The 23,963-nt window shown below is 64.6% G+C and carries 22 protein-coding genes; 8 read left to right on the top strand and 14 right to left on the bottom strand.

The annotated features are described in order from the left end of the window. Positions 1-54: 54 nt before the first annotated feature. The gene (locus tag C477_RS10260) at positions 55-1,053 is read right to left on the bottom strand and encodes a hypothetical protein (RefSeq protein ID WP_008894416.1); all 999 of its coding nucleotides are present in this window, start codon (positions 1,051-1,053) and stop codon (positions 55-57) included. A gap of 190 nt (positions 1,054-1,243) precedes the next feature. Between C477_RS10260 and C477_RS10255 the strand changes: the two genes are divergently transcribed. Continuing rightward, complete coding sequence (locus C477_RS10255) at positions 1,244-2,041, top strand: alpha/beta fold hydrolase (RefSeq protein ID WP_008894415.1); 798 nt, start codon at positions 1,244-1,246, stop codon at positions 2,039-2,041. Between the two features lie 84 nt (positions 2,042-2,125). Here the strand turns inward: C477_RS10255 and C477_RS10250 are convergent, their stop codons facing one another. Both C477_RS10250 and C477_RS10245 read right to left on the bottom strand, forming a co-directional pair. Next, on the bottom strand, positions 2,126-3,055 hold the full coding sequence (locus tag C477_RS10250; RefSeq protein WP_008894414.1) for a branched-chain amino acid transaminase: 930 nt from the start codon (positions 3,053-3,055) through the stop codon (positions 2,126-2,128). Between the two features lie 235 nt (positions 3,056-3,290). Continuing rightward, complete coding sequence (locus C477_RS10245) at positions 3,291-3,818, bottom strand: winged helix-turn-helix transcriptional regulator (protein ID WP_008894413.1); 528 nt, start codon at positions 3,816-3,818, stop codon at positions 3,291-3,293. 285 nt (positions 3,819-4,103) lie between these two features. On the opposite strand from C477_RS10245, the gene C477_RS10240 reads away from it, so the two are divergent. After that, entirely contained in the window at positions 4,104-4,466 is a 363-nt protein-coding gene (locus tag C477_RS10240; RefSeq protein ID WP_008894412.1) for a DUF7471 family protein, read from the top strand. Between the two features lie 65 nt (positions 4,467-4,531). Here the strand turns inward: C477_RS10240 and msrB are convergent, their stop codons facing one another. The 3 genes from msrB to C477_RS10230 form a co-directional block, all read right to left on the bottom strand. Continuing rightward, positions 4,532-4,960: a peptide-methionine (R)-S-oxide reductase MsrB gene (gene msrB, locus C477_RS10235; protein WP_008894411.1), complete on the bottom strand. Its 429-nt coding sequence runs from the start codon at positions 4,958-4,960 to the stop codon at positions 4,532-4,534. Between the two features lie 69 nt (positions 4,961-5,029). Then, complete coding sequence (locus C477_RS24095) at positions 5,030-5,191, bottom strand: hypothetical protein (RefSeq protein WP_008894410.1); 162 nt, start codon at positions 5,189-5,191, stop codon at positions 5,030-5,032. A gap of 216 nt (positions 5,192-5,407) precedes the next feature. Then, a complete protein-coding gene (locus tag C477_RS10230; RefSeq protein WP_008894409.1) occupies positions 5,408-5,980 on the bottom strand; it encodes an HTH domain-containing protein in 573 nt (190 codons plus the stop codon). A 228-nt stretch (positions 5,981-6,208) separates the two neighbouring features. Here C477_RS10230 and C477_RS10225 point away from each other — a divergent pair, with 228 nt between their 5' ends. Together C477_RS10225 and C477_RS22905 are read left to right on the top strand one after the other, a co-directional pair. Further along, the gene (locus C477_RS10225) at positions 6,209-7,441 is read left to right on the top strand and encodes an ornithine cyclodeaminase (RefSeq protein ID WP_008894408.1); all 1,233 of its coding nucleotides are present in this window, start codon (positions 6,209-6,211) and stop codon (positions 7,439-7,441) included. Between the two features lie 169 nt (positions 7,442-7,610). Continuing rightward, complete coding sequence (locus C477_RS22905; protein ID WP_008894407.1) at positions 7,611-8,948, top strand: PQQ-binding-like beta-propeller repeat protein; 1,338 nt, start codon at positions 7,611-7,613, stop codon at positions 8,946-8,948. A gap of 33 nt (positions 8,949-8,981) precedes the next feature. Here the strand turns inward: C477_RS22905 and C477_RS10215 are convergent, their stop codons facing one another. The 4 genes from C477_RS10215 to C477_RS10200 are packed head-to-tail and all read right to left on the bottom strand — an operon-like array spanning position 8,982 to position 14,914. Then, positions 8,982-12,515 carry a carboxypeptidase-like regulatory domain-containing protein gene (locus tag C477_RS10215; RefSeq protein ID WP_008894406.1) on the bottom strand — a complete coding sequence of 1,178 codons (3,534 nt, stop codon included), beginning with the start codon at positions 12,513-12,515 and terminating at the stop codon, positions 8,982-8,984. Beyond that, positions 12,512-13,465 (bottom strand): DUF7284 family protein, encoded by a 954-nt coding sequence (locus C477_RS10210; RefSeq protein WP_152423306.1) that lies wholly within the window; start codon positions 13,463-13,465, stop codon positions 12,512-12,514. The genes C477_RS10215 and C477_RS10210 overlap by 4 nt, the downstream gene beginning before the upstream one ends. Then, a complete protein-coding gene (locus tag C477_RS10205) occupies positions 13,462-13,935 on the bottom strand; it encodes a DUF7285 family protein (RefSeq protein ID WP_049914473.1) in 474 nt (157 codons plus the stop codon). Before C477_RS10205 ends, C477_RS10210 begins: the two co-directional genes overlap by 4 nt. After that, positions 13,913-14,914 carry a DUF7283 family protein gene (locus C477_RS10200; protein WP_008894403.1) on the bottom strand — a complete coding sequence of 334 codons (1,002 nt, stop codon included), beginning with the start codon at positions 14,912-14,914 and terminating at the stop codon, positions 13,913-13,915. The genes C477_RS10205 and C477_RS10200 overlap by 23 nt, the downstream gene beginning before the upstream one ends. A 255-nt stretch (positions 14,915-15,169) precedes the next feature. Here C477_RS10200 and C477_RS10195 point away from each other — a divergent pair, with 255 nt between their 5' ends. The 3 genes from C477_RS10195 to C477_RS24090 all read left to right on the top strand — a co-directional run bounded on the left by C477_RS10195 (position 15,170) and on the right by C477_RS24090 (position 18,227). Further along, a complete protein-coding gene (locus tag C477_RS10195; protein WP_008894402.1) occupies positions 15,170-16,888 on the top strand; it encodes a bacterio-opsin activator domain-containing protein in 1,719 nt (572 codons plus the stop codon). 153 nt (positions 16,889-17,041) lie between these two features. Then, positions 17,042-17,992, top strand: coding sequence for a phytoene/squalene synthase family protein (locus tag C477_RS10190; protein ID WP_008894401.1), 951 nt, complete (start codon positions 17,042-17,044; stop codon positions 17,990-17,992). Between the two features lie 82 nt (positions 17,993-18,074). Then, positions 18,075-18,227 carry a hypothetical protein gene (locus C477_RS24090; RefSeq protein ID WP_008894400.1) on the top strand — a complete coding sequence of 51 codons (153 nt, stop codon included), beginning with the start codon at positions 18,075-18,077 and terminating at the stop codon, positions 18,225-18,227. A gap of 32 nt (positions 18,228-18,259) precedes the next feature. On the opposite strand, the gene C477_RS24085 is transcribed toward C477_RS24090, so the two are convergent. The 4 genes from C477_RS24085 to C477_RS10175 form a co-directional block, all read right to left on the bottom strand. Continuing rightward, positions 18,260-18,421, bottom strand: a complete 162-nt coding sequence (locus tag C477_RS24085; RefSeq protein ID WP_008894399.1) for a hypothetical protein — start codon at positions 18,419-18,421, stop codon at positions 18,260-18,262. A gap of 166 nt (positions 18,422-18,587) precedes the next feature. Further along, positions 18,588-19,514, bottom strand: coding sequence for a bisanhydrobacterioruberin hydratase (gene cruF, locus C477_RS10185; protein WP_008894398.1), 927 nt, complete (start codon positions 19,512-19,514; stop codon positions 18,588-18,590). Then, on the bottom strand, positions 19,507-20,379 hold the full coding sequence (locus C477_RS10180; RefSeq protein WP_008894397.1) for a prenyltransferase: 873 nt from the start codon (positions 20,377-20,379) through the stop codon (positions 19,507-19,509). The genes cruF and C477_RS10180 overlap by 8 nt, the downstream gene beginning before the upstream one ends. A 13-nt stretch (positions 20,380-20,392) precedes the next feature. After that, entirely contained in the window at positions 20,393-21,889 is a 1,497-nt protein-coding gene (locus C477_RS10175; protein ID WP_008894396.1) for a phytoene desaturase family protein, read from the bottom strand. 195 nt (positions 21,890-22,084) lie between these two features. On the opposite strand from C477_RS10175, the gene C477_RS10170 reads away from it, so the two are divergent. Continuing rightward, positions 22,085-23,962, top strand: coding sequence for a formate/nitrite transporter family protein (locus tag C477_RS10170; RefSeq protein WP_008894395.1), 1,878 nt, complete (start codon positions 22,085-22,087; stop codon positions 23,960-23,962). Position 23,963: the final 1 nt, after the last annotated feature.

Below are 23,963 nucleotides of genomic sequence, written 5' to 3'. Positions count from 1 at the left end.
CTACGAAACGGCCGCTGGTGGAAAACGCCCTCGGGCGTCACTCTCGAGGCCCGTTCACGACGACCGGTCGTCGACGCGTTTGGCGACCGTCAGGAGGTCCCGAATAGCCGTCAGCGTCTCGTCGACCGCAGCCTCGTCGATCGCCGTCGCGTCGCCGTCGAGCGCGTCGTCGTCCGCACTCGAGCCGGAACCGATCGCCGGTACTGACAGCCGGAGCACGAGCGCGTCGCCATCGGTCAGCAGATCCGTCGCCGGCGGAATCGCGGTCGCGTAGCGGGCGGCGAAGGCCCGGAGATGCGCCGCAACGCCGGGAATGCGGAGGTCGACGGATCCAGCGGACAGCGCGTGAACGAGTCGGTGGTCGTCGGCCAGCGGCGGGGCGTCGATCGCGACCGCCGTGTCGTCGTCAGCGACCGTATCGGCGCCCTCGTTCTCGGCTTCGAGGTCGAACGCCGGCTCGCGCTCTCTCACCAGCGCGCGATACTCCGCGACGATCGACGGCGGGCCGGCACTTGCGCGCCGACGCCCGCGGTCAATAGCTGCTTGAACCAGGGCAGCCCGGTACTCGTCCCGGTCGCCATCGCGCGCCGCGAACCGATCCCGGAGCGACTCGAGCGAGATCGTCGCGTCCGTCGGTGGCTCGGTATCGGTCGTCCCGGTCTCGAGGGCGCTCTTCGGCGCGATCGATACCAGCCGACAGTCGTCCCAGTCGCCGTCGAGCGCGCGGTCCCGTCGCGTCCGAATCGACTCGAGCGCGTCCGCGTCGGTATCGACGGCAGGTCCAGTTCCGATCGTCAGGACGAGACGAACCCGCTCGTCCGCGGTCTCGAGCCCGATCTCGAGCGCGGACCATCGCCGCGTGGCATCGAACTCGGGGCTCTCGGGTCCGCCAAGCGAATCACTCGCTTCGAGGATCGTCGCGGAGTCGGCCTCGAGCCCGATCGCCTCGAACAGCCACGCTCGAACCGGCGCCGCCTGCGCCAGTTCCTCGAGGACGATCAGCGCGACGTCTCGGGCCGCGACTGACTCGAAGCGAACGAGGTCCGTGGACATCTCTCGTCTCGGTGCTGGCGGGCCGTCGACAAGAGCGTTCGCCTCTCGAGGCGATCGGATGGAGACGGCGAGGACGGACACGTGGTCGCAATCGATCGGCACACGACTTCCGTATTCGATCAGTTCGGTGTTCAGCCGTAAACGGCGGCCGCGGTATCTATTTGTAGGTGGTAGTAGTATGATATAATGGATGAATCTCCCCGACGGGTGGACGACCGGAACCGTCTCGTCGAACGGCGTCGAGCTCCGGTACTACCGAACCGGGACCGGGCCACCGATCGTTCTGGCGCACGGGTTCAACGACACCGGCCGACGCTGGGTCCCGCTAGCAGAGGACCTCGCGGCGGACTACGAGGTGATCGCGTACGACGCCCGCGGACACGGTCGCTCCGACGCTCCGGAGACGGGATACCGTCTCGCCGATCGGATCGCCGATCTGCACGGGCTAGTGACCGCACTCGACCTCGAGGATCCCGTTTTGGTAGGACATTCCATGGGAGGCGGAACGGTCGCGTGGACGGCAGCGAGACGGCCGACCCTCGCGAAGGGGGTGGTCGTCGTCGAACCGGACTGTTTCCACAGGCTTCCGGAGGCGGATCCGGACGAACTGTTCGAGCAATCGCGAACCGTCCTGGAACGAGCGTCCGATCGGACCGTCGAGGAGATCGTCGAAGCGGAGTATTCCGAGCTAAATCCGACTCACGCCCGCCGCCTCGCGACCGGCCATCTCGAATCCGATCCGGCGATCGCGGAACTCGCGCGTCAGGGCTACCCGTCGCCGCTCGTCGATGTGCTGCCGGACGTTTCCTGTCGGTCACTGGTGTTGCGGTCCGATGCCGACATCGATCAGCGGGTCGCCGACCTGAACGCGGCCGACTCGCTCCGGTCCGGACGATTAGTCCACGTCTCGAACGCCGGTCACTACGTGTTTCGCGACGCGTACGACGCCGCATACACGGAACTCCGGACGTTCCTTCGGCGAGTCTGATGTCCCTGCATCCTCACGCGAGGAGCGGCCGTACAACGGCGAACGACCGGGATCATGTCTCGCGTGACTCGTGTGATTGCCGGCTCAGACGTACTCGAACCACTCGTCGTACTCGTCGGTCTCCCGTTCGACGACCTCGAAGAACCGCTGCTGAATCTCCTCGGTGACGGGGCCGCGCGAGCCGTCGCCGATGACGACGTTGTCGACCTTCCGGATGGGCGTGACCTCGGCCGCGGAGCCGGTGAAGAACAGTTCGTCGGCCGTGTTGAGTTCGCCCCGCGAGATCGAGGCCCCGTCGTGGACCGTATAGCCCAGATCCTCGGCGATCTCGATCACGGTGTCGCGGGTGATGCCGTCGAGGATGGACTCGGAGAGGCCGGGCGTGTGGAGCTCGCCGTCACGCACGAGGAAGATGTTCTCGCCTGGACCTTCGGCGACGTTGCCCTCCTTGTTGAGGACGATCGCCTCGGCGTAGCCGTTCCGGCGGGCCTCCTCGCCGGCGAGCATGCTGTTGACGTACAGGCCCGTCGTCTTCGCGTTCGTCGGGATCTGGCTCGAGGCGTGTTTCCGCCACGAGGAGATCATGACCTCGATGCCCTCTTCGAGGGCTTCCTCGCCGAGGTACGCGCCCCACGGCCAGACCGCGATCGCGGTCTCGGTGGGACAGTCCTTCGGACTGACGCCCAGCGAGTTGTAGCCGTAGAAAGAGATCGGGCGAATGTAACAGGACTCGAGATCCTGGCGCTGGATGAGCTCCTTCGTCGCCTCGGTGAGCTCCTCTTTCGTGTAGTCGATGTCCATGTCGTAGGGCTTGGCCGACTGGAAGAGTCGCTCGAGGTGTTCCTCCCAGCGGAAGATCGCGGGGCCCTCCGCAGTGTCGTAACACCGTGCGCCCTCGAAGACGCCGCTGCCGTAGTGCAGTCCGTGCGTGAGGACGTGGACCTGCGCCTCGTCCCAGTCGACGAACTCGCCGTCCATCCAGATCGTATCGACGTCCATCTCGTCGAATCCCATGATCGAGAGTGTTACAAGCCACCGTACTAAGTGTTCGCGGTTTCGGGTTCGAAAATCGCGCCGGGCGGCGTTCCTCGCCGTCGAATCTCCCTCGGACAATGGCCGTGGTGACGAACGACTGCGGATGTCGGATGCAGACGTCGGACCTGGCAGATGGTTGTCCCGCTCTGGGGATGGCCAGCGCTTGTCTCGAGATAAGGTCAGAGACCAACCGCGAGTAACCGACCGACCGCGCCTACTCGGCGTCGACGGAGTTCTCGAGCAGACCGTCGACGAGCCGCGTAAACCGATCGACCAATCGATCCGGCACCGTCGGCGAGATCTCCGAGAGCAGCGGCGCGGTTCGGTCGGGCCGGGACAGCGAGAGCGTGACGCGATTGCGCTCCCCGTACTCTTTCTCGACGATATCGCACTCGACCAGGTTATCGAGGTGGTACTCGAGGGTGCTTCGGGCGATGTCGAGCTCGTCCGCGACCGCGGCCGGTCGGCACGAGCCGTGCTCGATCAAGAAGAGGACGATCTCGCGGGTCGTCTCGCGGCGGAACAGCGCCAGCGCGGCACGTTCCCACTCGTCGTACTGCGGGGGGTAGTAGTGGGTCTGCCCGTAGAGTTCCTCGCGGACGAGTTCGTCGGCGTCGATCAGCCGACGGACGTGATACTGGATCTGTCCCGGCGCGTACGTCGACTCTCGGACGAGTTCGTTGAAGTGGATTCCGGCGTTGGCCCGAACGTGTGCCCTGATCTGTCGTCGTGTCTCGCTCATTGTGAGGTGGTCGTCGTGATCGATGCCCCGATACGGGGCTGCTACCACCGACTAGCGACCACGTCCGGATAACGGGTTCCGCTCGTTCCCGGCAGGTGAGAACGGGTCAGACGACCCGTCTCGATGAGACGATCGGCTGAGTACGAAACCGTCGCACACGCAAACGAGGGCTCGAGACGGCCGTCTTCGACTGCCTCGACGAAACACGGACGGTCGCTGCGGGACGACAAACCGGTAACAACCGAAGCGCATAGGTAGCTTTCCCGCCCAGATAGCGTATCGCGGATGGAACACACGAGTCCCCTCGACATCCCGTGGCTGGATCCGCAACTGGCGCCGGTGTTACTGGCCGTGATCGTCCTCGCCGCCGTCGGGACGACGATCCTCTTTTGCTGCGGGCTCGTCGCGTACTCGAGACGGCGCTCGCCCCGGTACCTACTGATTACGGCCGTGCTCGGACTGCTCGTGGTGCGGTCCATCGTCGGCCTCGGCACCGTGTTCGGCGTGGTCCCGATGACGGTCCACCACCTCGTCGAACACGGGTTCGACTTCGCGATCGCCGTGCTCGTCCTCTATGCGGTCTACCGAAGCGGGCCGATGACGGACGCCGAGACGAACCGCGACCGGCCCTCGAGGTCCGACGACTAGTCTCGAACGACGACCGAAAATAGGGTTCTTACCGAACGAATCTATGCGTTTCAGCGCGGGCTGCGTTACTCGTCCTCGAACTCGAGTGCCACCGAGTTGATGCAGTATCGTTTGCCGGTCGGGTCGGGACCGTCCTCGAAGACGTGGCCGAGGTGGCCGCCGCAGTTGGCACACAGGACCTCGGTTCGGCGCATCCCGTGGCTGGTGTCGAGTCGGGTCTCGACGCGATCGTCGTCGACGTCGTAGAAACTGGGCCAGCCGCAGCCGGACTCGAACTTCGTGTCGCCGTCGAACAGTTCGGCGCCGCAGCCGGCGCAGGCGTACGTCCCGTCCGCTTTGTGATCGACGTACTCGCCGCTAAAGGGCGGTTCGGTGCCGGCCTCGCGCAGGATTTGGTACTCCTCCTCGCTCAGCCGGTCGCGCCACTCGGCATCGCTGTCCGGAAGGTCACCCTCGGCGTCGTCGCGGGACTGATCGCTCGTATTGCGTTCCATGGAGTAACCTAGGGAGGAGACGCCCAAGAGTCTGTGCGTTCCGACGGGGGTCTCGAATCGCGGTCGACGCTACCGACTCGTGATGACGTCGGTGCTCTCGCAGTCGGGACACTGTGTCATCCGTCCCAGTTTCGGGACGTCGATTCGACGCCACGCGTCGTCGCCGCCGGGCGCTTCGAACCCGCAGTTGCGACACCGGGACAGGCCGAGGGTGGTTGAGTTACTCGCCATGGCTCATACTATGTGACACGGTCGCATAGATGTTATTCACGACGATCCTGACAGTCAGCCATCGAAACGGGAGCGAAACGGCGGCGCCGATCGGTTTCCAACCTGATTCGGTCCGTCGAGCACGATAGGGTTCAACGCGGGGTAGCGTTCGGTAGCCGGTCGAGTAGGCAGTCGATCGTTCGGCCACCGCTCGACGCGGTTCGGCAGGGAACAGAATTAGTCAGAGCGAGACGGTTCCACGTCGATGCGACTCTGCCCGTAGTCGGTCGCCGGATCCGACGAGCGCTCGGTCAATCCGTCGCCTGACCCCCCGTCGACGGCCGTCGTCGCCTCTGAGTCCTCGAGGAGCGACTCGAGACGGTCGAAAACGTCGATCGTTCGATCGCCGTCGCGACAGGGCGCGACGTGGAGGAGTTCGTCGCCATCGAACTCCGCGACCGCGATCGTCGGCAGCCGCCACACGTCGTGGGATTCGCCCGTGATCGACGACTCGATGCGCGTGTTTCGGAAGAACGGCTCGAGCCGGCGCCCCGTGCGAGCGGCCCAGTTCTCGAAGGCTTCGAGTCGGCGTTCGATCCGACAGAGTTGGGGAATACGCATCGCTCGCTCGGGTCGATTGATCTCGATTTCCTTTCCCCAGACGCTCACGTCCACCGACTCGATCGGCGCCTGGGACTCGAGGTCGGAGAGTCGCTCGAGGGCGCGCTCCTGCGTCGGGCCGGCGCTCGTGGGGGCGAACGATCGGATCCACAGTTCGACTGACGTCGGTGTTGTTGTTGGGTGCGACACGTATCTGAGCCGTCCACAGATGTGCACAAAAGTGTTGTCTAAACCATCATTTGCAGTGAAATAATGGTCGACGGTGGCTGTGACGATTTTCCGCGACGCGGGCCCGCCGGAGAGCGTGCGAACGCTGCCGCTCGGTCGCGGTGTTTCACACCGGCGAGTGCCGTCGCCCATTGTCGACCGGCACCGAAACGCACACATTCACGGTCCCCGGTCGCCAACGCTGCACCGATGACCGTTTCGCGAACCGTCGAACTCGAGGGACACATCATCGATTCGGGGACGATGGGCCACTGTTTCGGGGTCGTAATGGATATGGGCGGCGAGTTCGAGGTCGAGGAGTTCGAAGTCGGCCGCCACAAGCACGCGGAGACCTACTGCCGGATGCGCGTGCTCGCAGAAACCGAGAGCGACCTGCGGGCGATCCTCCACGAACTCAACCAGCAGGGCGCGACCGTCGCCGATCCGCGCGACGCGACGCTCGAGGCGGCGCCGGAGGACGGCGTCGTCCCCGTCGACTTCTACTCGACGACCAACCACCCGACGTTCGTCCGCGTCGACGGCGAGTGGGTCGAAGTCGAGGACGTCGAGATGGACTGTGCCCTCGTGGTAGAGAAAAACGCGGACGACGAGCGTCCGCGGGTCTACACGAAGGTCCTGAACGCAATCGAGGGAGACGACCTCGTCGTCACCGGCGAAACCGGGATCCGCGTCGAACCGCCGGAACGCCCCCGCAACGGCAGCGGTTCGTTCGGCTTCATGCAGGGCGGCGTCTCGAGCGAGCGCCCCTCGGCGTCGCTGATCGAGGAGATCGCCGACGAGATGCGCGAGGTCCGGGAAAACGACGGAAACGTCCTCGTCGTCTGCGGCCCGGCGATCGTTCACTCCGGCGGCCGGGACGCGCTCGCGGAACTCGTCCGCGGGGGCTACATCGACGCGCTTTCGGCCGGCAACGGCTTCGCCGTCCACGACTTAGAGCGCGACCTCTACGGCACCTCGCTAGGCGTCGACACCGAGAGCTTAGAGCACCCGCGAAAGGGACACAAACACCACATCTACACGATCAGCGAGATCGCCCGCCTCGGCGGGATCGAGGAGGCCGTCGACGAGGGTGTCGTCGACGACGGCGTGATGTACGAGTGCGTGCGCAACGACGTTCCCTACGTCCTCGCGGGCTCGATCCGCGACGACGGCCCGCTTCCGGACACGATCACCGATTCGATCGAGGCTCAGAACGCGATCCGCGAGCAGGCCCAGGAGGCCGACATCGTCCTCATGCTCGCGACGCTGCTCCACTCGGTCGCCGTCGGCAACTGCCTCCCCTCGACGACCAAGACCGTCTGCGTCGACATCAACCCCGCTACCGTCACCCAACTTCTCGACCGGGGCAGCGCGCAGGCCATCGGCATGGTCACCGATATCGGGACGTTCATCCCGATGCTCGCCGAGGAACTGCTCGAGTAACTCGCCGCTGATCGAACTCTGTTCTCGTTTTCTGTTGGGCCGGGTTCGAACGACATCCCCATTCGAGAGCCTGCAGCCGAGACTGGTCTCAAGCCGAATTTGCTTCGGTTAGCACTATCGGCTATTTCCGTTACACTTAGTTAGTTTAATTATATATTTGGAGTACACGATGGACCGACGATCGACATCGACGCGCCGACGGTGGCTCACAGCCTGCGGCAGTGCATCGGTCGGTATCGCCGGCCTCTCCGGCTGTACGGGTAACGACGATTCGGACGACGAAAACGACAGTTCAAGCCTTGATGGTACCGGCGAGGAACCTGACGAAAATGAGACCGGCGGCGGTCACAACGGCTCGAGCGGCGACTCGTGGCCGATGGCACGGTTCTCCGCGAACAACGGAATGGTTACCGACGAGTGGAGCGGGCCTGACGGGCCGCTCGAGGAGCGGTGGACGGTCGAAATTGAAGACGGTAAGGTTTCGGGACCCGTCGTCGGTAGCGGGTTCGTCTACGTCGCGGACGAGATGTCAACACTCCGTGCGATCGACCGTACGACTGGAGACATTGAGTGGACGTACGAACCAGAACTGCCACCGGAAACACCTCCAAATCCGCAGTGGGAACCGACGACGCCAGCGGTAACTGACGACGCCGTGTACTTTCTCACTGAAACCCTCTATGCGCTGAAACCCGAGACTGGAGACGTCTTATGGTCAGTTGAACTCGGTTCGCTATACTCTGGCGACATTCGTGTCTACGATGGAATCGTCTACGTCCATAACGACGGAAAACTATACGCTGTCGACATTGAAGAGCGGAGTATAATTTGGGAGGAACGAGTAAATGCGGTTCAAGATATTGCTATCGGTAGTGATGGTTCCTTCTATGTATCACACAAAACGAACAGTGGACATGACTACGAAGTAGTGAGATTCGATGTCGAGAAAGAAGAGCAGATCTGGGCGTATTCTCCGTCTGGTACTATCGATACCGGGAGAGAACTACTGGTCCATGGTGGGACAGTCTATACGCACGAACTCGATACGGTTCTGGCGATTGATGGAGAGACAGGAGAGGAAGAAGTTGTTGTCTCCTACAATAACGATTATGATGACGACAGTTCTATCATTGCTGGTCGGGCTCCGACTATCGCAAATGAAATCATTTACTCAGCGGGGGTATTTGATCAGCTAGCCGTTTTTACAAGCGAATTGCAAAGTGGCGAAGAGCCACAATCTTGGAAGGCAGAAGCACTTCCTTCTGGACCGACTGGTCGCAGATTGTTTGTTTCAGAGGACACGCTATTCGTTTGGCGTGATTTTGGATATGTCCAGTTAGATGCTCTTGATCCTAAAACCGGGGAACGACAATGGTCAACTCATACAACAGACCACATTGACTTAATCGGTGGTCGTATCAGAGGATATGCAGTTCTCAGCGATATCGTGGTGTTCACATATAACTCTGGAAATGGTAGTGTTATCAGCACACTCGAACCAGAATAATAATTTAAAATTATTGTCCCTATATATACTGTCTTATCGAGGACCAGTATCACCGTATTCGTCAGTCGATTTTTCGGGACCCAATATTACAGTCTCCTCATTATTGAGGGACTCTCTCAGAGATTTTAACATCTTACTGAGCCCAATATTTTCACCGAACGATGGGTCCCCTGTATTCGGCGGTGCACCTGACTTCATCGGCATCATGCCGGGCATAGCGATCAGAATCTCGAGCGACGTATCGAACGTGATCGGTTCAACTTCGCCGATCTTCTGTGGCGCATCGCCGCCGAGATCGACTTCGACGTCCATCCGATCGCGGACGTACGTTGTTCCCTCGCCGTCGACCGGATCGCCCGCGGTTGCACTCACTTCGAAGCGGGAGTACTCGCCCTGGAGGTCGACGTTGTAGCTGTTGACCTGCAGGACGTACAGCATTGGCGGCCACGGTACCAGCGGGAGCCCCGGTGTCGGCAGTCGTTGTCCGTATTTGACTCCGAGCGCCGCGTGCTCGCCGTCGACATCGTTGTCCATGATCGTGGAGTTCGGCGGCCGAACCGACGGTACCTCGTCGTCGTCGACCGTCTCGAGGTCCATGTACGTCGGCGAACCGGAGACGTCGAACTCCAGGTCTTCCATGAGCTCCGAGCCCTCGAGTTCCCCGCTTCCCGTCTCGACGTCGCCAGCGAAGACCTCCTGTACGATATCGAGTGAGTCGTCGAGCGCGCCGTCGCTCGTGGACATCGCGTCGTCGAACTCGCCGACCGTTTCCTCGTGGAAATCCGCCATCTCGTCGAGTCGACCGGTGAGCGTTTCGAAGTAAGCGTTTCGTACTTCCATTCGAACGAGGTCCGGAACGTTGTCGTACGACGCCGTGTCCACGAGTTCGTCTTCGACGGCTTTGATCTCGTCGTGCAGCTCTCTGAATGGCGACGGACTGCGCAGAAACTCCACTCGCGGTTGCTCGATCACGTTCGTCTCCTTCTTGACGTACGCGTTGACCAGGTAAAGATCGTCCTCGAGCCACTCTTCGAGTTCGGCTCTGTCGAGATTCGAACTGGCCTCGAGATCCTCGACGTCGTAACTCGCGGAGTCCGCTCCGAGAACTCCGGAGCGGATATCCAACGCGACGGATATCGCCCCGGTGGAACTCTCGTTCGTCGACGGAATACTCGAGATGCGGATCGAATCGCCGAGATCCGCTTCGATCTGAGACTCGAGATCGCCGTCTGAATCGAGCGCGTTCACCTCGAGCATCGTCTCGAGGGAGTCGGTCACGACGTGCTCGAAGTTGGCCGGATCCGAGAGGCCGGTGATATCGCCTCGGCTCGCGTATCCAGTGCCGGCCTCGAAATCATCCTCGATCTCGCTTCGATCGATGTCGAGCTCGTCGACGAGATCTGCATCGATATCGACCTCGATCGTGACCGGGAGCGTTTCGGGCGACCGGTCGATGGTTTTCGTGTCGGTTCCGTTCCACGTCGCGTTCTCGAAGACCGATCGTTCCTGAATTTCGACGTCGACATCGATCGTGAGACTGTGGAGATCACGATTGGTGTACGCACCGTCGGTAGTCCGCCAGTCCTGCGACAACGATACGTCGATGTCGGTAACGCCGCGGGAATCGTACACCGAATGACTGTACTCGTAGTCGGAAAACGAACTGCTCCTGTTCGCGGAAAGCGACCCGTAGGAGACATCGTCCGATCGGTCGACAGTCACGTCGTAGATATCGTCGATGAAGTCGCCGTTCTCGATCCGCGACTCGAACCCCTCGGTGTAACCGATCGGTTCGTCGATGTCCTCGGGATTCATCGCGCTGGGGAGGTCGTCCAACACTGTCGAGAGATCTCGGATGCCGATCAGCTCGTAGTAGGCGATGTCGGCCATGTCGTTCGGTTCGACCGTTTCGTTCTGCGTCAGCGGGTTCATCTCACCGAACATGCCGTCGACGAGCTCGGTCGTCGAGGGCGCGTCCGGGAGATCGCCGTCTTTGTCGCCGAAGAGATACTCACGGAAGTCTTCGCAGGCCGCGTCCTTGAGGCTCGGATCGTCCTCGAAGTAGCTGTTCAGTCCCGCACTGTCCTCGAGATCGTCGAGCGAGGCGTCGCCTGCCGACGTCAAAATCGCGGCGTGGGACCGATCGATTTCGACCGTCTCCGATCCGTCCTCGTATCCGTCCGCGAATATTTCGACCGTGAGCTCGCTTCGGTCGTCGATCGCGAGGCCCTCGAGAGCGATCGTTCCGTCGGCGCCCGTCGTCGCGTACGCGAGTTCGTCGTCCACCCAGACGTTGACGTCGGCGCCGTCGACCGGCTCTCCGGACGGATCGTAGACGGTGATCGTTCGGTCGGTAGACGGGCGGAGTTCGACGCGGTCTCGAGAGTCCCGTTCGGAAAACCGGATACGCTGCTCGAATCGCTCGTAGTCATCTGCGATCACGACGACCGAGTGCGTCCCGTTCTCCGCTAGCTCGAACGAAACCTCGTTACTAGGATCCGTTGTCCCCCGCTTTTCTCCGTCGACGAAGACGGTCGCATCGTGAATTCCGTTACCTAACCTGTCTGTGACGGATATTGTCGCCTGGTATCCATCGTCACTTTTCTCATTATCATCATCGTCGTTGCTGGCCATCGTTTCCAGCATGTCCGCCGCGAAACACGCCCACGCCGGCCGCATCACCCTGTCAGCGTACGGATCGACTGCGTCCTCGCCGAACACCTCCTCCTGAACGCCGAAGATGGCGTCGTTCGCCATCACTTCGGTGTGATTGTTCTCGAGAATTTCGTCGAAGGTCCAACCCTGACCCAGATCTTCGCCACCCGTCCCTTTGTCCATCCGATTGATGAACGACTTGAAATACGCCATCGGATAGAGTCGCATGGCCGTCTTCTGGGCCATGTTTTCGAACTCGGTGACCTCGCCATCGAGGAATCCTTCGTCGAGCATCGTCTCGAACTCCCGGGTCTTCTCCTGTAACTCGAGGATCGGCGTCCCGACGGTGACGGTGAGATCGTCTATCGTCCGCTCGCTGACGACGCGATCGCCGTCCTCGAGCGTGATCGTCACTCGATCAAGCGTCACCTCGAGTAGTCCGTTACCGCCCTCTCGCTCCGCGACGTCGATTCGGTCGTCGGCGGTCCTGATCGCGCGGTCGGGATCATCGGGAACGTCTCCGCCGATGGAAACCGTCGTCTCGACGTCGCCGGTCATCTGGCCGGCGGCCGACAGCGACTCCTGCGCCTCGAGGTAGATCAACAACTCGAGGTACGTCTCGAACGTCTCGGTCTGGTTGCCCTCGAGCGCGTCGAGGTCGGATGTCGTTACCGGCTGGGCTGCAGCCCGGTGGGTCGCATCGACGACGGCGCCGCGGAGTTCGCTCTGAACGGCCGCTTCCGTCCGCTCCATCGCGAGCGTCTCGTCGATCTCCGTCTCGGGTCCGCCGCGCATCTGGAGGACGCCGACGACCGTCACGCTGGTCACCAGCAGCAATACCCCGATTATCGCGAAGGGGACTCGAGCGCGATCGTCGATCGATACCGTCGTTCGTGTGCGTTTTCCTGTCATTCTTCCCACGTGTACGTCGTAATGTCGACGTCGCTGGGAGCGATGGTTTCCTCGAAGAACGCTTCCAGTTCGGCCTCGTCGTCGCCGATCGCGTCGAGTTCGTCACCGATCGGCCCCGACCCGAGGTCGTCGGCGATCAGTTCGGTGAGGCCCGCGATCAGCACCTCGTTGGCGTCGTCGGCCCGGGCGTCCGATCGCCGCAGCGGACCGGCGTCTCGCTCGAGGTCGTGATCCGGATCGAGACGATCGGCCAGTTCGAGGTAGTGAGTCGTCGTGACGGCTCGGTCGAGTCCCCGCCGCTCGAGGGTCAGTTGCGTTCGCTCGGGCGGGAAGTAGCCGCGGACGATCGAGCGAGCGATCGGTTCGGCGAGCGTGTCGACCGCTTCCTCGTCGGCGTACGCTGTCGCCAACTCTGAACTGTTGAGAGCGGGCGTTCCGCTCGAGGCGGTCGTCGTCGCCGCGGTCGTATCCGCGGTCGGCGGGGGTCGCTGGCCGGCGGTCACCTCCCCCCTGATCGAGGCGTCCTCGTAGGGGCGCCAGCTGGCGACGACATAGACGTTGCGGTTCGAACCGGTGAACCGGCCGTCGACGCTGGCGGCGACGCTATCGGCGAACGAGTCCGCGTACCGGATCAATCGGCCGTCGCCGATCGTCGCGTTCGCGACCGCCGCCTCCGCGAGCAAGTCGGTCGCGGAGCCGTACGTCGTCCGTTCGTAGTCGTCGACGGTCTCCGGCTCCTCGTAGCGGTCGCTTTCCGCGATCGACTCGAGATCGTAGCTGACGGCGACCGTCGACCCGCTGAGCGTTTCGGCGGTTCGGTCCGCCCGCGTTTCCTCGAGCGAACCGTCGGTAGTGGTCAGATACAGGCTGAGCAGCAGGATGCTCGCGCTGACCAGCAGCAGCGCGAACGCGACGTCGAGGACGGTGCTGACGGCGCGGTCCGATCTCACGGGGCCCACACCTCCACCCGAAGGGTACCGCCGCGAACGTCGCCGGGGGAGACTTCGACGGGAACGGGCCGTTCCGCCACGCCGGTCTCGATCCCGGACCCGTCGGCGGGCGGTCCCTCTGGGTCGGCGACCGGCGTCCCGTCCGTCCCGAACTGTTCCGTCGCGACGACCTCCCGATCGCCGTCGTCGGTCACCGCAGTGATCTCGACGTGGACGTTCCGTCCCTGCGGGAGCGAATCCGGTTCGACGTCGTCCAGCCCGATCGGTCGGTGAGCTGCAAAGGTGCTGCCGTGGGAGACGTCGGCCCAGATCCGATCGATCGCGGACGTCTCGGGCGAGCGATCGGTGCGGTCCCCGAGGACGTCGGTGAGGAAGCCGCTGTAGAGGCCGAGCGCGATCACCATGACGACGACCGCAACGAGCGCCGCCACCGGCTCCGTCTGGCCCCTAGACGACCGCGAGCGTGACATGGTAGTTCCCCGTCTCGTCGTTTCGTTCGATCCAGTCCAGTTCGGCCGCGCGCTCGTCGGTGGCGGTGACGGCCGGGCAGACGGAATCGGCGGTCGTCGCGCTCTCGAGGGTCGTTTCACACGTTTCCGAACCGAACTCCGCAGTAACGGTGAGCGGGTAGACGCCGATCCAGAACTCCTCGTCGGGGCGTTCGGTATCAGTACCCGACGAACGGGTTCCTTCGATCCGCTCCCCATCGACGAGGTGTGAATCGAGATCCGTTCGGACGGTATCGGAGTCCGTGTGCGTCGTCGTCCACTCCGCCTCGTAGCCGACGGCCACGGACTCGTGTGGCGCTACGAGGCGGGGTTCGACGGGAGCAGTACCGGTCACGGTGTACGTGACCGTCGGCGTCTCGTCACCTTCGTACGTAGCGGCCAGTTCCTTCGGGAGGGAACGATGGCCGTCGAGTATCCAGTCTTCGTGGTCGGTCCCGTGGACTCGTACCTCCGGCAGCTCGTCGGGCTCGACGGTGACCTGTCGAACGGTTAGCTCGTCCGAAGCGGTCAGCCACTCGCCGGCGGTGTTCTCGTCGGCGTCGGCGACGCGGTCCATGAACGCGGTCGCCGCGTTCGCGTCCGCGTCCTCGAGTTCCGATTCGAACACCGTCGCGAACGACTCGCCGTAGACGAGGCGTTCGAGCCGCTCGTCGCCGTTGACGGCGACGACCTGGCCGTACGCGAGACTCGAGCGACTGACCCCGTGTTCGTTGCGCAACGCGACCGTCTTCCCGTCGATTCTGATCGCGTCGGCGTCGTGCTCGAGGGTCGACGACGCTTCGTAGCTGCTCGCGGTCGTCTCCTCGATCGCGTTCGTCGCGCCCTCGGCGTCGGGCGGCGGTCCCGTCGGCAAGGCGAGGACGACGCCGGCGAGAGCGAGGCTAACGATACTGGCGCCCAGCCACACGTACCAGGCGTCGACGGGTGTCTCCCAGTCCATAGCCGCTGCTGGCTCGTGATCGTATTTAAACTCGGAGAACGGAACGGAAGAAACGGGCAACTCCGGCGGTGGAGAGACGCTGTTGACGACGTTCACTCGCTACTGACGGCTCGGCGTCCCTCACGCTCGAGCCGCTACGATCATTGTGGATATAATTTGAAAGAGACCGATTCGAACTGGTCTCGCACCGACTACTGCCCCCTGTTATCGGATAGTTTCGACCTTTTAAGACGGCACAGAGCGTGAACGTAAGTGATGGAGCAGCGGGACGAACTTGCCAACGCCGCCCTCGAGACGCTCCCCATTACCGTCGCGGTCATCGACGAGGACGGAGAGATTCTGCTGACCAACGACTCCTGGCGGGCGTTCGGTTCCGACGATCACCGGACGGACCACGTCGGCGTCAACTACATCGCGACGGCGAAGGCGGACGTCGATACCGACGAATACGCCAGACGCGCGGTCGAGGGTCTCGAGGCGATCATCGACGGCGAGCGAGAGACGTTCACGATGGAGTACCCCTGTCACTCGCCCGAGCGAAAGCAGTGGTTCCTGATGTGGGCGAAGCGATTCCACGTCGGCGGGGAGCTCCGCGTCTCGGTGGTCCACCTCGATATCACCGAGCGCAAACTGGCCGAGATCACCGTCGAGGAGACCGCCGCGGAACTCCGCGAGGAACACCGGGCGTTAGAGCACGTCCTCGAGCGCGTCGACGGCCTGCTCCGTGACGTCACCGACGCCGCCGTCGGCGCGACGACCCGCGAGGAGATCGAACGCTCGGTCTGTTCGCGTCTCGCCGACACCGACCCGTACGTGCTCGCCTGGATCGGTCGCGTCGACGTCACCAACCGCCGCCTCTCGCCGCGTGAGTGGGCCGGTGCGGGCGACGTCCCTCTCGAGGACGAGACGCTCGTCCTCGCGTCGGACGAGAGCCACCCCGCCGTTCGGGCGCTCGCGGAGGGAGAGGCGAAGGTGGTTCAGAACCTCGATTCGTTCGACGACGCGAGGCGGTGGTGGCCGACGGGCGCCGGCGACCGGTTTCAGTCGGTCGCCGCGTTGCCGCTTCGCTACGGCGAGGTCACGTACGGGGTACTCGCGGTGTTCGCCGACGAACCGGCGGCGTTCTCGGAGCGCGAACTGCTCGTCCTCGACTCGCTCGCCGGGGCGATCTCGACCGCGATGAACGCGATCGAGGCGCGACAGATGCTCGCGACCGACGCCGTCGTCGAACTCGAGCTGTCGATCGCGGACCCCGACCTGTTCGTCGCGGCGCTGGCGACGGAACTCGAGGCGGCGGTCACCTTCCGGGGACTGACCGACGAGGACGGGACGCCGATCGCGTTCTTCCACGCCGACCGCGCCGTCGACGACGCCCCGGACGCGGCGGCGATCGACGGCGTCACCGACGTTCGAATCCTGTCAACGTACGACGGCGGGACGCTCCTCGAGGCCGCCGTCGACGACGGGATCGTGCGGACGATCTCCGAACACGGAGGGACGGTTCGCCGGTTCGAGACCAGGGGTGACGCATCGCAGGCCGATCGGAGTGCCGTCGGCGACGCGAGCGTCGAACTCATCGTCGACCTCCCGAACGGACAGGCCGCACGCTCGGTCTACGACCTCTTAGACCGGCGGTACGACGCAGTCGAGTTGATCAGCTACCACGAGACCGATCGTCCCAGGCGAACGCCGGGAGACGTGATGGCTCGGCTGGAGTCGTCGCTGACCGATCGCCAGCAAACGGCGCTGCGGAAGGCCTACTACGCCGATTACTTCGAGTGGCCCCGCAACGTCTCCGGCGAGGAACTCGCCGAGTCGATGGGCATCACCCGCTCGACGTACCACCAGCACCTCCGGACCGCACAGCGGAAGCTGCTGGACGAACTGTTCGATAGCGCGGAACTCCGTTCAGCGGACCACGCGAGCGGGCTTCGAGGCGGTGAAACTGCCTCGAACGAGATGAACGCGGAGTAACACTCCGCGAGCAGTCGAACAGGCAAGGCCCGTGAGACGGCGTTGCCGTTGCGGCTCGCGAGCAGACAACGACCCCACTAGGTAGGGGTAGCTATTTTATACGCAACTGTCGTATGAGTTACATCCCACCGCGGGGAGGGCCACGAACAGAGAATGCAGCAGAAACACATCGACGCCGGCAAGACGATCCAGCAGCGCACGGGGAAGACGTTCTACCTGGCGACGAAGTTCCTCCCGGAGCGGGTTCGACACGCGACGCACGTCCTCTACGGGTTCTTCCGGATCGCCGACGAGGTGGTCGACGACGCGGAGGGCGTTCCGCCCGACAGGCAGCGCGCCGAACTCGAGTCGCTCCGGGCCCAGGCCCTCGGCGAAACCGAACCCGAGGGACCGGTCCTCGAGGCGTTCGAGGAGCTCCGGCGGAAGTACGACATCGCCGACGACGAAATCGAGTCGTTCGTCGACGCGATGCAGTCGGACATCGAGACCGACCGGTACGAGAGTTACGACGACCTCGAGTCGTACATGCGCGGCTCGGCGGCGGCCGTCGGCGTGATGATGACGGCGATCATGGATCCCGACGAGCGCGAGGCCGCGCTCCCCCACGCTATCAAACTCGGCGAGGCGTTCCAGATGACGAACTTCCTGCGGGACGTCCGCGAGGACGTCCTCGAGCGCGATCGGATCTACCTGCCACAAGAGACGCTTCGCGCGCACGGCGTTTCGGACGCCCAGATCGAGCGCCTCGAGTACTCCGACTCCTTCGCGGCGGCGATGACGGCGGAGCTCAAACGAACCGAGGAACTCTACCGCGAGGGCGTCGCCGGCATCCGCTATCTCCCCGAAGACTGCCAACTGCCCGTTCTGCTGGCGGCCGTCCTCTACGCGGAACACCACACCATGATACGGGCCCAGGAGTACGACGTCCTGTCCCGCGAGCCGTCGCTCTCCACGACGCGAAAGCTTCGGTGTCTCGCGAAGACGCGCTGGCACTGGCACTGGAACCGCGATCCGGAGGCCGTCTTCCGGCGGGTCTCGGCCGTTCCCGATCGCGACCGCGACCGCCACGAGGCCGGACACGGCGGTCGCGTCCCGACGCAGTGACGTCGAACTCGACGACCGCTTTTCAACTCCCTCGATATAATGGATTTCCCGTTGTTATCCGTCGGGGCGTAGGTCGCCGTGTATGTCCACTACCGGTTCACACGACCCCGTCGACATCGATCGAGAGAACGCGCGCCGGGCCGCGGTCGGTCTCGGCATCTGGCTGACGCTCACGATGGCCGCGGTGTTGCTGTTGCTCCTGTTCGGGAGCTCCATCACCAGCCTGCTCGTCTGACCCGCGCCGGCGCGACCGGCCACGGACGGCGCTCACTCCGAGACGTCCCTGGCGTTCAGCGCCTCGGCTTCGGCGACGACGAACCGCGCTAACCGCCGTTTGCTGTGAGCGTCGACGAGGTGGTCCTCGAGGCACCCGTCGGCCTCGAGTTCGGTGTGACAGAGCGGACACTCGACCGGTGCTATGGTCGCCATACGATCAGTAGCGGCCGCGTGAGCAAAAGTCTCGAGCAAGCATGGCTCGCCCCCCGATCCGCACCGCTCGGCACCGAAAACGAGTGCGCCTGCGGCGCGTCGACGGTCCGCCGACTCCGGGACGTCTCACGGCGGCGGATGCGCCGCCGAACGTCCTGACCTGCGCTCACGAGTCGCGACTTCGTCCGACGCTCGCGGGAAGCGCCGTCAGGAGCAGCTCGCGGTCGTAGCGCTCGGTCCGGAACAGACCGAGACAGAACAGGCCGGCGACGCTGGCGGCCAGCCAGTTCCCGTAGAGGACGTTGATCGCCCCCCAGAGCACCACGAAGCTCACCAGATCGTCGAGGACGAACTCGCAAGTACGGACGCGCTCGAGCAGCGCCGCGCGGTCGAACGCGCGGTCGACGAGGAGGGCAGCGACGGTTCCCGAGAGGAGCCAACCGACGTAGTTCGAGGCGGGAACGCCGTAGTAGCCGCCCGGCGGGACGTACGACCAGAACCCGATGGCGACGGCGGCCGGATCGAGGACGAGGTCGACGGCGACGACGGCGGCGATCGCGGTCGGGATCCTGACCAGCGGCCGCGCGCTCCAGCCCCCGAGAACCAGCAGCGTCAGCAGATAGGCGTTCAGGACCAGCGGGACGAAAAACAGCGGGAGTGCGAGCGGGATCTCGCCGAACAGCATCGGCCCCAACCGGATCCCGTACTCGAAGGTCCCGTAGGGCCAGCCGGTTCGCACGCCGACCAGTTCGATTGCGTACGTGTACGCCGTCACGAGACCCAGACAGGCCAGCGCTCGGCGGTCGACCCGCGGGAGCAGGCCGACGACCAGCGGCGAGCGCATCACCAGCGTCCCGAACAGGATCAACAGCGGATTGTACGCGAGCGGCCTCGGCAGTAGCCCTTCCGCGCTCGCGACCAGCGTCACCGCGCCGATGACCGGAAACACGACCGCGATCGTGAATCGATTCTCTCGAATCAGCGCCTCGAGGCGTCGCTCGAGAGCCGCTCGACGCTCGCCGGTTTCGGAAATGGGATCGGAAACGGAGTCGGAATCGGCAACCTCGTCCGGCCTCGTACCCGGATCAGCCATAGAGCACCCTCCAGAGGCCGCCCATCGTCAGCGCCGCGCCGACGACCGTGTTGATCGCCGGAAACCACCAGTACGCGCGGTCGACCGTGACGCTCGAGGTCGCGATCGCGGCGACGAGGCCGGGGTAGACGAGCATGAGCGCGCCCAGGCGGAGATCGAGTGCGCCGAACGCGGCGGCGCTCGCGAGCCAGCAAGCGCCGCAGTAGGCGTAGGTCCGGCGCTCGCCGAGCACCGTCGCGGTCGTCCGGATACCGGTCTCCCGATCGGGTTCGATATCGGGAATCGCGGAGAAGGTGTGCATCCCCATCGCCCACAGCCAGCCGCCGAGGACGGCGAGGACCGGGGGCTGGCTCCCCGCGACGGCTGCGTAGGCCGCCACGCCGGGGGCGATGTAGAGCCCGTTCGAGATCGAGTCCAGCAGTGGCGTCGTCTTGAACCGGACCGGCGGCGCGCTGTAGGCCGCTCCGAGGACGAGGAACGCGCCGATCCAGGGCCACGCGTCACTCGGTACGAGCGGAAGGACCGCCAGCGGGAGGACGGCACACAGCGCCACCGCGGCGGGAACGATCCGCTGACCCCTGTAGCGGACCTCCTGCTCCTCCTTTTTGGGGTTCACCGCGTCGATCTCCCGGTCGTAGATGTCGTTGATCCCGTAGAGGAAGACGTTCGCCGGGAGCAGGAAGTAGGCGAACAGGACGATCGCCGCGGGTGCGAACACGTCGCCGACGCTATCGGCGGCGTAGGCGACGCCGACGAGCACCGGGCCGGCGAGATAGAGCCAGAACCGGGGCCGAGAGAGGGTCAGCAGGTACCGGAGCCGGTCGCCGTGTTGGCCCTCGCCCGCAGCCGTCGAGTTCGCAGTCATGGCGGTGGAGCGATCATCGGCCGGTCGGTCGGCCGTAGTCCTCGAGGACCTTCTCGGCGGTCAGCTCGCCGCTGATGAGACACATCGGGACGCCGATCCCAGGCGTCGTGTCGCCGCCGACGAAGTAGAGTCCGTCGACCCCCTTGGCGCGGTGGGGCGGGCGGAACAGCGCGGTCTGGCGGAGCGTGTGGGCCAGTCCGAGGGCCGTCCCGTCGTAGCTGTTGTACCGGTCGGCGAAGTCCTCGACGCAAAAGCGCTCCTCGAGGACGATCCGGTCGCGCAGATCGGTCCCGGTGTTGACCGCGATGTCCGCGAGGATCCTATCGCGGTACTCCTCGCGGGTTTCGGGGGTGTCCTCGAGGCCGGGCGCGACGGGGACGAGGACGAACAGCGCGCTGTGGCCGTCGGGAGCGACGTCCTCGTCGGTCTTCGAGGGCACGCAGAGGTAGTAGGCGGGATCCTCGGGCCACTCGGGATCCTCGAAGATCCGATCGAAGTGGTCCTGCCAGTCCGTCGGGAGGACCAGCGTGTGGTGAGCGAGGTCGTCGACCGACCCCTCGACGCCGAGGTACAGCAGGAACGCCGAGGGCGCGTAGGTTCGCTTTTCCCAGTAGTCGGCGTCGTAGCCGCGCTGTTCGGGCTGCAAGAGCTCCTGTTCGGTGTGGGCGTAATCGGCGTTGCTGACGACCAGGTCCGACCGGACCGGTCCCTCGGGCGTCTCGACGAGGAAGGCGCCCTCGCGGCCCTTGATCGCCGTCGCCGGCCGGTCGGTGTCGTACTCGACGCCCAGTTCCCGGCCCAGTTGTGCGATACTGTCGACGACGGCGGCGATCCCCCCGTCGGGATACCAGACGCCGAGGTTGAAATCGACGTGGCTCATCAGGTTGTACAGCGCCGGCGTGTTGGTCGGCGAGCCGCCGAGGAACACCAGCGTGTACTGCATGATCTGCTGGAGCTTCGGGTGGTCGAAGTAGTCCTCGACGTGACCCTGCATCGACCCCAGCAGGGACAGTCCCCGCGCCTGCCGGGCCACGTCGGGATCGATGAAGTCCCGCAGCCGCGTGCGGTCCTCGTAGACGAAGTGCTCCATCCCGACTTCGTAGTTCTCGCGGGACTTCTCGAGGTAGCGCTCCAAGGCCTCGCCGGCGCCGTCCTCGTACTCCTCGAAGACGGCCTTCGTTCGCTCGAGGTCGGGCGTCACGTCGACCCGATCTCCGTCCTTGAAAAACAGCCGGTAGTGCGGATCGAGGTGCGTCAGTTCGTAGTAGTCCGTCGGCGTCCGGTCGAAGTCGCCGAAGAAGCGCTCGAAGACGTCTGGCATCAGGTACCACGAGGGGCCCATGTCGAACCGGAAGCCGTCTTTCTCGAGGCGACTCGCTCGACCGCCGACCTGCTCGTTCTTCTCGATGACCCGCACGTCGGCGCCCGCGTCGGCGAGGTAACAGGCCGTCGCGAGGCCGCCGATTCCGGCGCCGATCACGACGACCGACTCACCGGCCAGCGATTGCATACTCGAACGTGACCGCGGGCACGGTGAAAAGCGTATGTCATACCCATGTAGGGTCGGGCCCGCCGCGTGTGACGGGGAGTCCGACGGCCAGCGCCCGTTCGCGACCGTCCGTGCGTCGATTGTGGTTTGGTGCGTGATAACTCGCAGCGTCCTCAAAGCCAAACGCTTAGTTCGTTCCGTGATTCGGTCCCGACTATGAGCGATCACGAGCAGCCCGGCAGCGCGGAGTCCGCCCGCGCCGACCGGGAACGAGAGGAGGCACCGCCCCCCGACCACGACGCAGAGGCGGAACGGGTCCGCGAGGCCGTCGACCGCTCCCGAAGCGGGGCGCCGGCGGCCGGATCGGTCGTCCGCGACCGATTCTCTTCGGACGAGGTCTTTCAGCGGATCGTCGCGGCGGCCGACGAGGAGGTCACCTCCGGCAGCCGCGAACTGTTCTTCAGCGGCATCGCCGCCGGCTTCGCGATCACGATCACGGTCCTGCTGTACGCCTCGCTGTACGGGGCGACCGACGGCCACCCGATCCTGAGCGCGCTGTTGTACCCGCTCGGATTCATCTACATCATCATCGGCGGCTACCAACTGTACACCGAGAACACGTTGCCGCCGGTGGCGCTCACCCTCGAGCGTCTCGCGAGCATCCCCGCGCTCTTGCGCCACTGGACGATCGTTCTCGCCGGCAACTTCACCGGCGGCGCGATCGGCGCCGCAGTGCTCGCGTGGGGCGGCGTCTTCTCCGACGAGGCGTTCGAGGCGGCGCTGTATCTCGGCACCCACGGTCCGGAGACCGCGTGGTTGGACCTGTTCTTCAAGGCGGCCTTCGCCGGTCTGATCGTCGCCGGCGTCGTCTGGGTGGAGTACGCCGCACGCGAGACGGTCGCCCGGATTCTGATCGTCTACATGGCCTTCCTCGCGATTCCGATCGGCAACCTGTTCCACGTCGTCACCTCCTTCACCGAGATGGCTTTCGCCGTCTTCCTCGGCGAACTCTCCCTCTACGTGGGCATCTTCCACTTCGTCCTCCCGGTGGCACTGGGCAACACCATCGGCGGCATCCTGCTGGTGACCGTCGTCAACTGGTTCCAGACCAGCGAGCGCCGCCTCGAGTCGGCTCGGTTCGAGGGGATCGAACGGCGCCTCTCGATCCAGGAGTGGACCCTCGGTAGCGTCGTCGGGCGCTCGTACGTCCCCATAATCGACACGGCCGAGACGACCGCGCCCGCCGACGACGACACCTACCGGGTGGTCGTCCCCATCGCGAACCCGCGAACCGAATCCCGGCTCGTCGAACTCGCCGCGACGCTCGCGAGCACCCGCGAGTCGGCGATCGTCCACGTCGTCCACGTCGTCCAGACGCCCGACCGGCCGGCGGCGGTCGGCACCGACAGACAGCGCGCCCGGATCGTCAACGAGTCCGAGAGCCTGCTCGAGGACGTCACCGGGTCGATCGACTACGGCAACGTCGACAGCGAGACGTCGACGGTCGTCACCCATCGCTCGTTCGAGGAGATCTTCGACACCGCCGTCCGCGAGCACGCCGACCTCGTGGTGATGGGCTGGGGCGGCAACAACCTGTGGGACGCCGCGCGAGCCGAACGGCCCATCAGCGAACTCACCAGCCAGCTCCCCTGTGACTTCCTCGTGGTCAAGGACCGCGGGCTGGACACCTCGCGGATCCTGTTGCCGACGGCCGGCGGTCCGGACTCGGACCTGAGCGCCGAGGTCGCGAAGACGCTCAGTGACACCATCGGCGCCGACGTCTCGCTGTTGCACATCGTCGACGGCCCCGACGACCGCCGCGCCGGCGAGGAGTTCTTGGAGGAGTGGGCCATCGACCACGACCTCCACGACGCCGAGATCCTCGTCGACGACTCCGGAAACGTCGAGGAGGCCATCTGTCGCGCGGCGGACGATCACACGACGATCATGCTCGGCGCGACCGAGCGCGGCCTGCTCTCGCGGCTCGTGACCAGCTCGCTGCACTTAGACGTCGTCAACGAGGTCGACTGCTCGGTGATGCTCGCGGAGCGACCGAGCGGACGGAGTTTCTTCAGGCGGCTGTTCGGTCGGTAGC

The organism is Haloterrigena salina JCM 13891 (assembly GCF_000337495.1).
In the GTDB taxonomy this organism is placed as follows: domain Archaea; phylum Halobacteriota; class Halobacteria; order Halobacteriales; family Natrialbaceae; genus Haloterrigena; species Haloterrigena salina.
This window is presented reverse-complemented; position numbering and strand designations above follow the sequence as displayed.

Excerpts from the sequence above, each read along its gene's own strand:
- C477_RS10260 (WP_008894416.1), bottom strand. The coding sequence starts at position 1,053 with ATGTCCACGGACCTCGTTCGCTTCGAGTCAGTCGCGGCCCGAGACGTC.
- C477_RS10255 (WP_008894415.1), top strand. The coding sequence starts at position 1,244 with ATGAATCTCCCCGACGGGTGGACGACCGGAACCGTCTCGTCGAACGGC.
- C477_RS10250 (WP_008894414.1), bottom strand. The coding sequence starts at position 3,055 with ATGGGATTCGACGAGATGGACGTCGATACGATCTGGATGGACGGCGAG.
- C477_RS10245 (WP_008894413.1), bottom strand. The coding sequence starts at position 3,818 with ATGAGCGAGACACGACGACAGATCAGGGCACACGTTCGGGCCAACGCC.
- C477_RS10240 (WP_008894412.1), top strand. The coding sequence starts at position 4,104 with ATGGAACACACGAGTCCCCTCGACATCCCGTGGCTGGATCCGCAACTG.
- msrB (WP_008894411.1), bottom strand. The coding sequence starts at position 4,960 with ATGGAACGCAATACGAGCGATCAGTCCCGCGACGACGCCGAGGGTGAC.
- C477_RS24095 (WP_008894410.1), bottom strand. The coding sequence starts at position 5,191 with ATGGCGAGTAACTCAACCACCCTCGGCCTGTCCCGGTGTCGCAACTGC.
- C477_RS10225 (WP_008894408.1), top strand. The coding sequence starts at position 6,209 with ATGACCGTTTCGCGAACCGTCGAACTCGAGGGACACATCATCGATTCG.
- C477_RS22905 (WP_008894407.1), top strand. The coding sequence starts at position 7,611 with ATGGACCGACGATCGACATCGACGCGCCGACGGTGGCTCACAGCCTGC.
- C477_RS10215 (WP_008894406.1), bottom strand. The coding sequence starts at position 12,515 with ATGACAGGAAAACGCACACGAACGACGGTATCGATCGACGATCGCGCT.
- C477_RS10205 (WP_049914473.1), bottom strand. The coding sequence starts at position 13,935 with ATGTCACGCTCGCGGTCGTCTAGGGGCCAGACGGAGCCGGTGGCGGCG.
- C477_RS10200 (WP_008894403.1), bottom strand. The coding sequence starts at position 14,914 with ATGGACTGGGAGACACCCGTCGACGCCTGGTACGTGTGGCTGGGCGCC.
- C477_RS10195 (WP_008894402.1), top strand. The coding sequence starts at position 15,170 with ATGGAGCAGCGGGACGAACTTGCCAACGCCGCCCTCGAGACGCTCCCC.
- C477_RS10190 (WP_008894401.1), top strand. The coding sequence starts at position 17,042 with ATGCAGCAGAAACACATCGACGCCGGCAAGACGATCCAGCAGCGCACG.
- C477_RS24090 (WP_008894400.1), top strand. The coding sequence starts at position 18,075 with ATGTCCACTACCGGTTCACACGACCCCGTCGACATCGATCGAGAGAAC.
- C477_RS24085 (WP_008894399.1), bottom strand. The coding sequence starts at position 18,421 with ATGGCGACCATAGCACCGGTCGAGTGTCCGCTCTGTCACACCGAACTC.
- cruF (WP_008894398.1), bottom strand. The coding sequence starts at position 19,514 with ATGGCTGATCCGGGTACGAGGCCGGACGAGGTTGCCGATTCCGACTCC.
- C477_RS10180 (WP_008894397.1), bottom strand. The coding sequence starts at position 20,379 with ATGACTGCGAACTCGACGGCTGCGGGCGAGGGCCAACACGGCGACCGG.
- C477_RS10175 (WP_008894396.1), bottom strand. The coding sequence starts at position 21,889 with ATGCAATCGCTGGCCGGTGAGTCGGTCGTCGTGATCGGCGCCGGAATC.
- C477_RS10170 (WP_008894395.1), top strand. The coding sequence starts at position 22,085 with ATGAGCGATCACGAGCAGCCCGGCAGCGCGGAGTCCGCCCGCGCCGAC.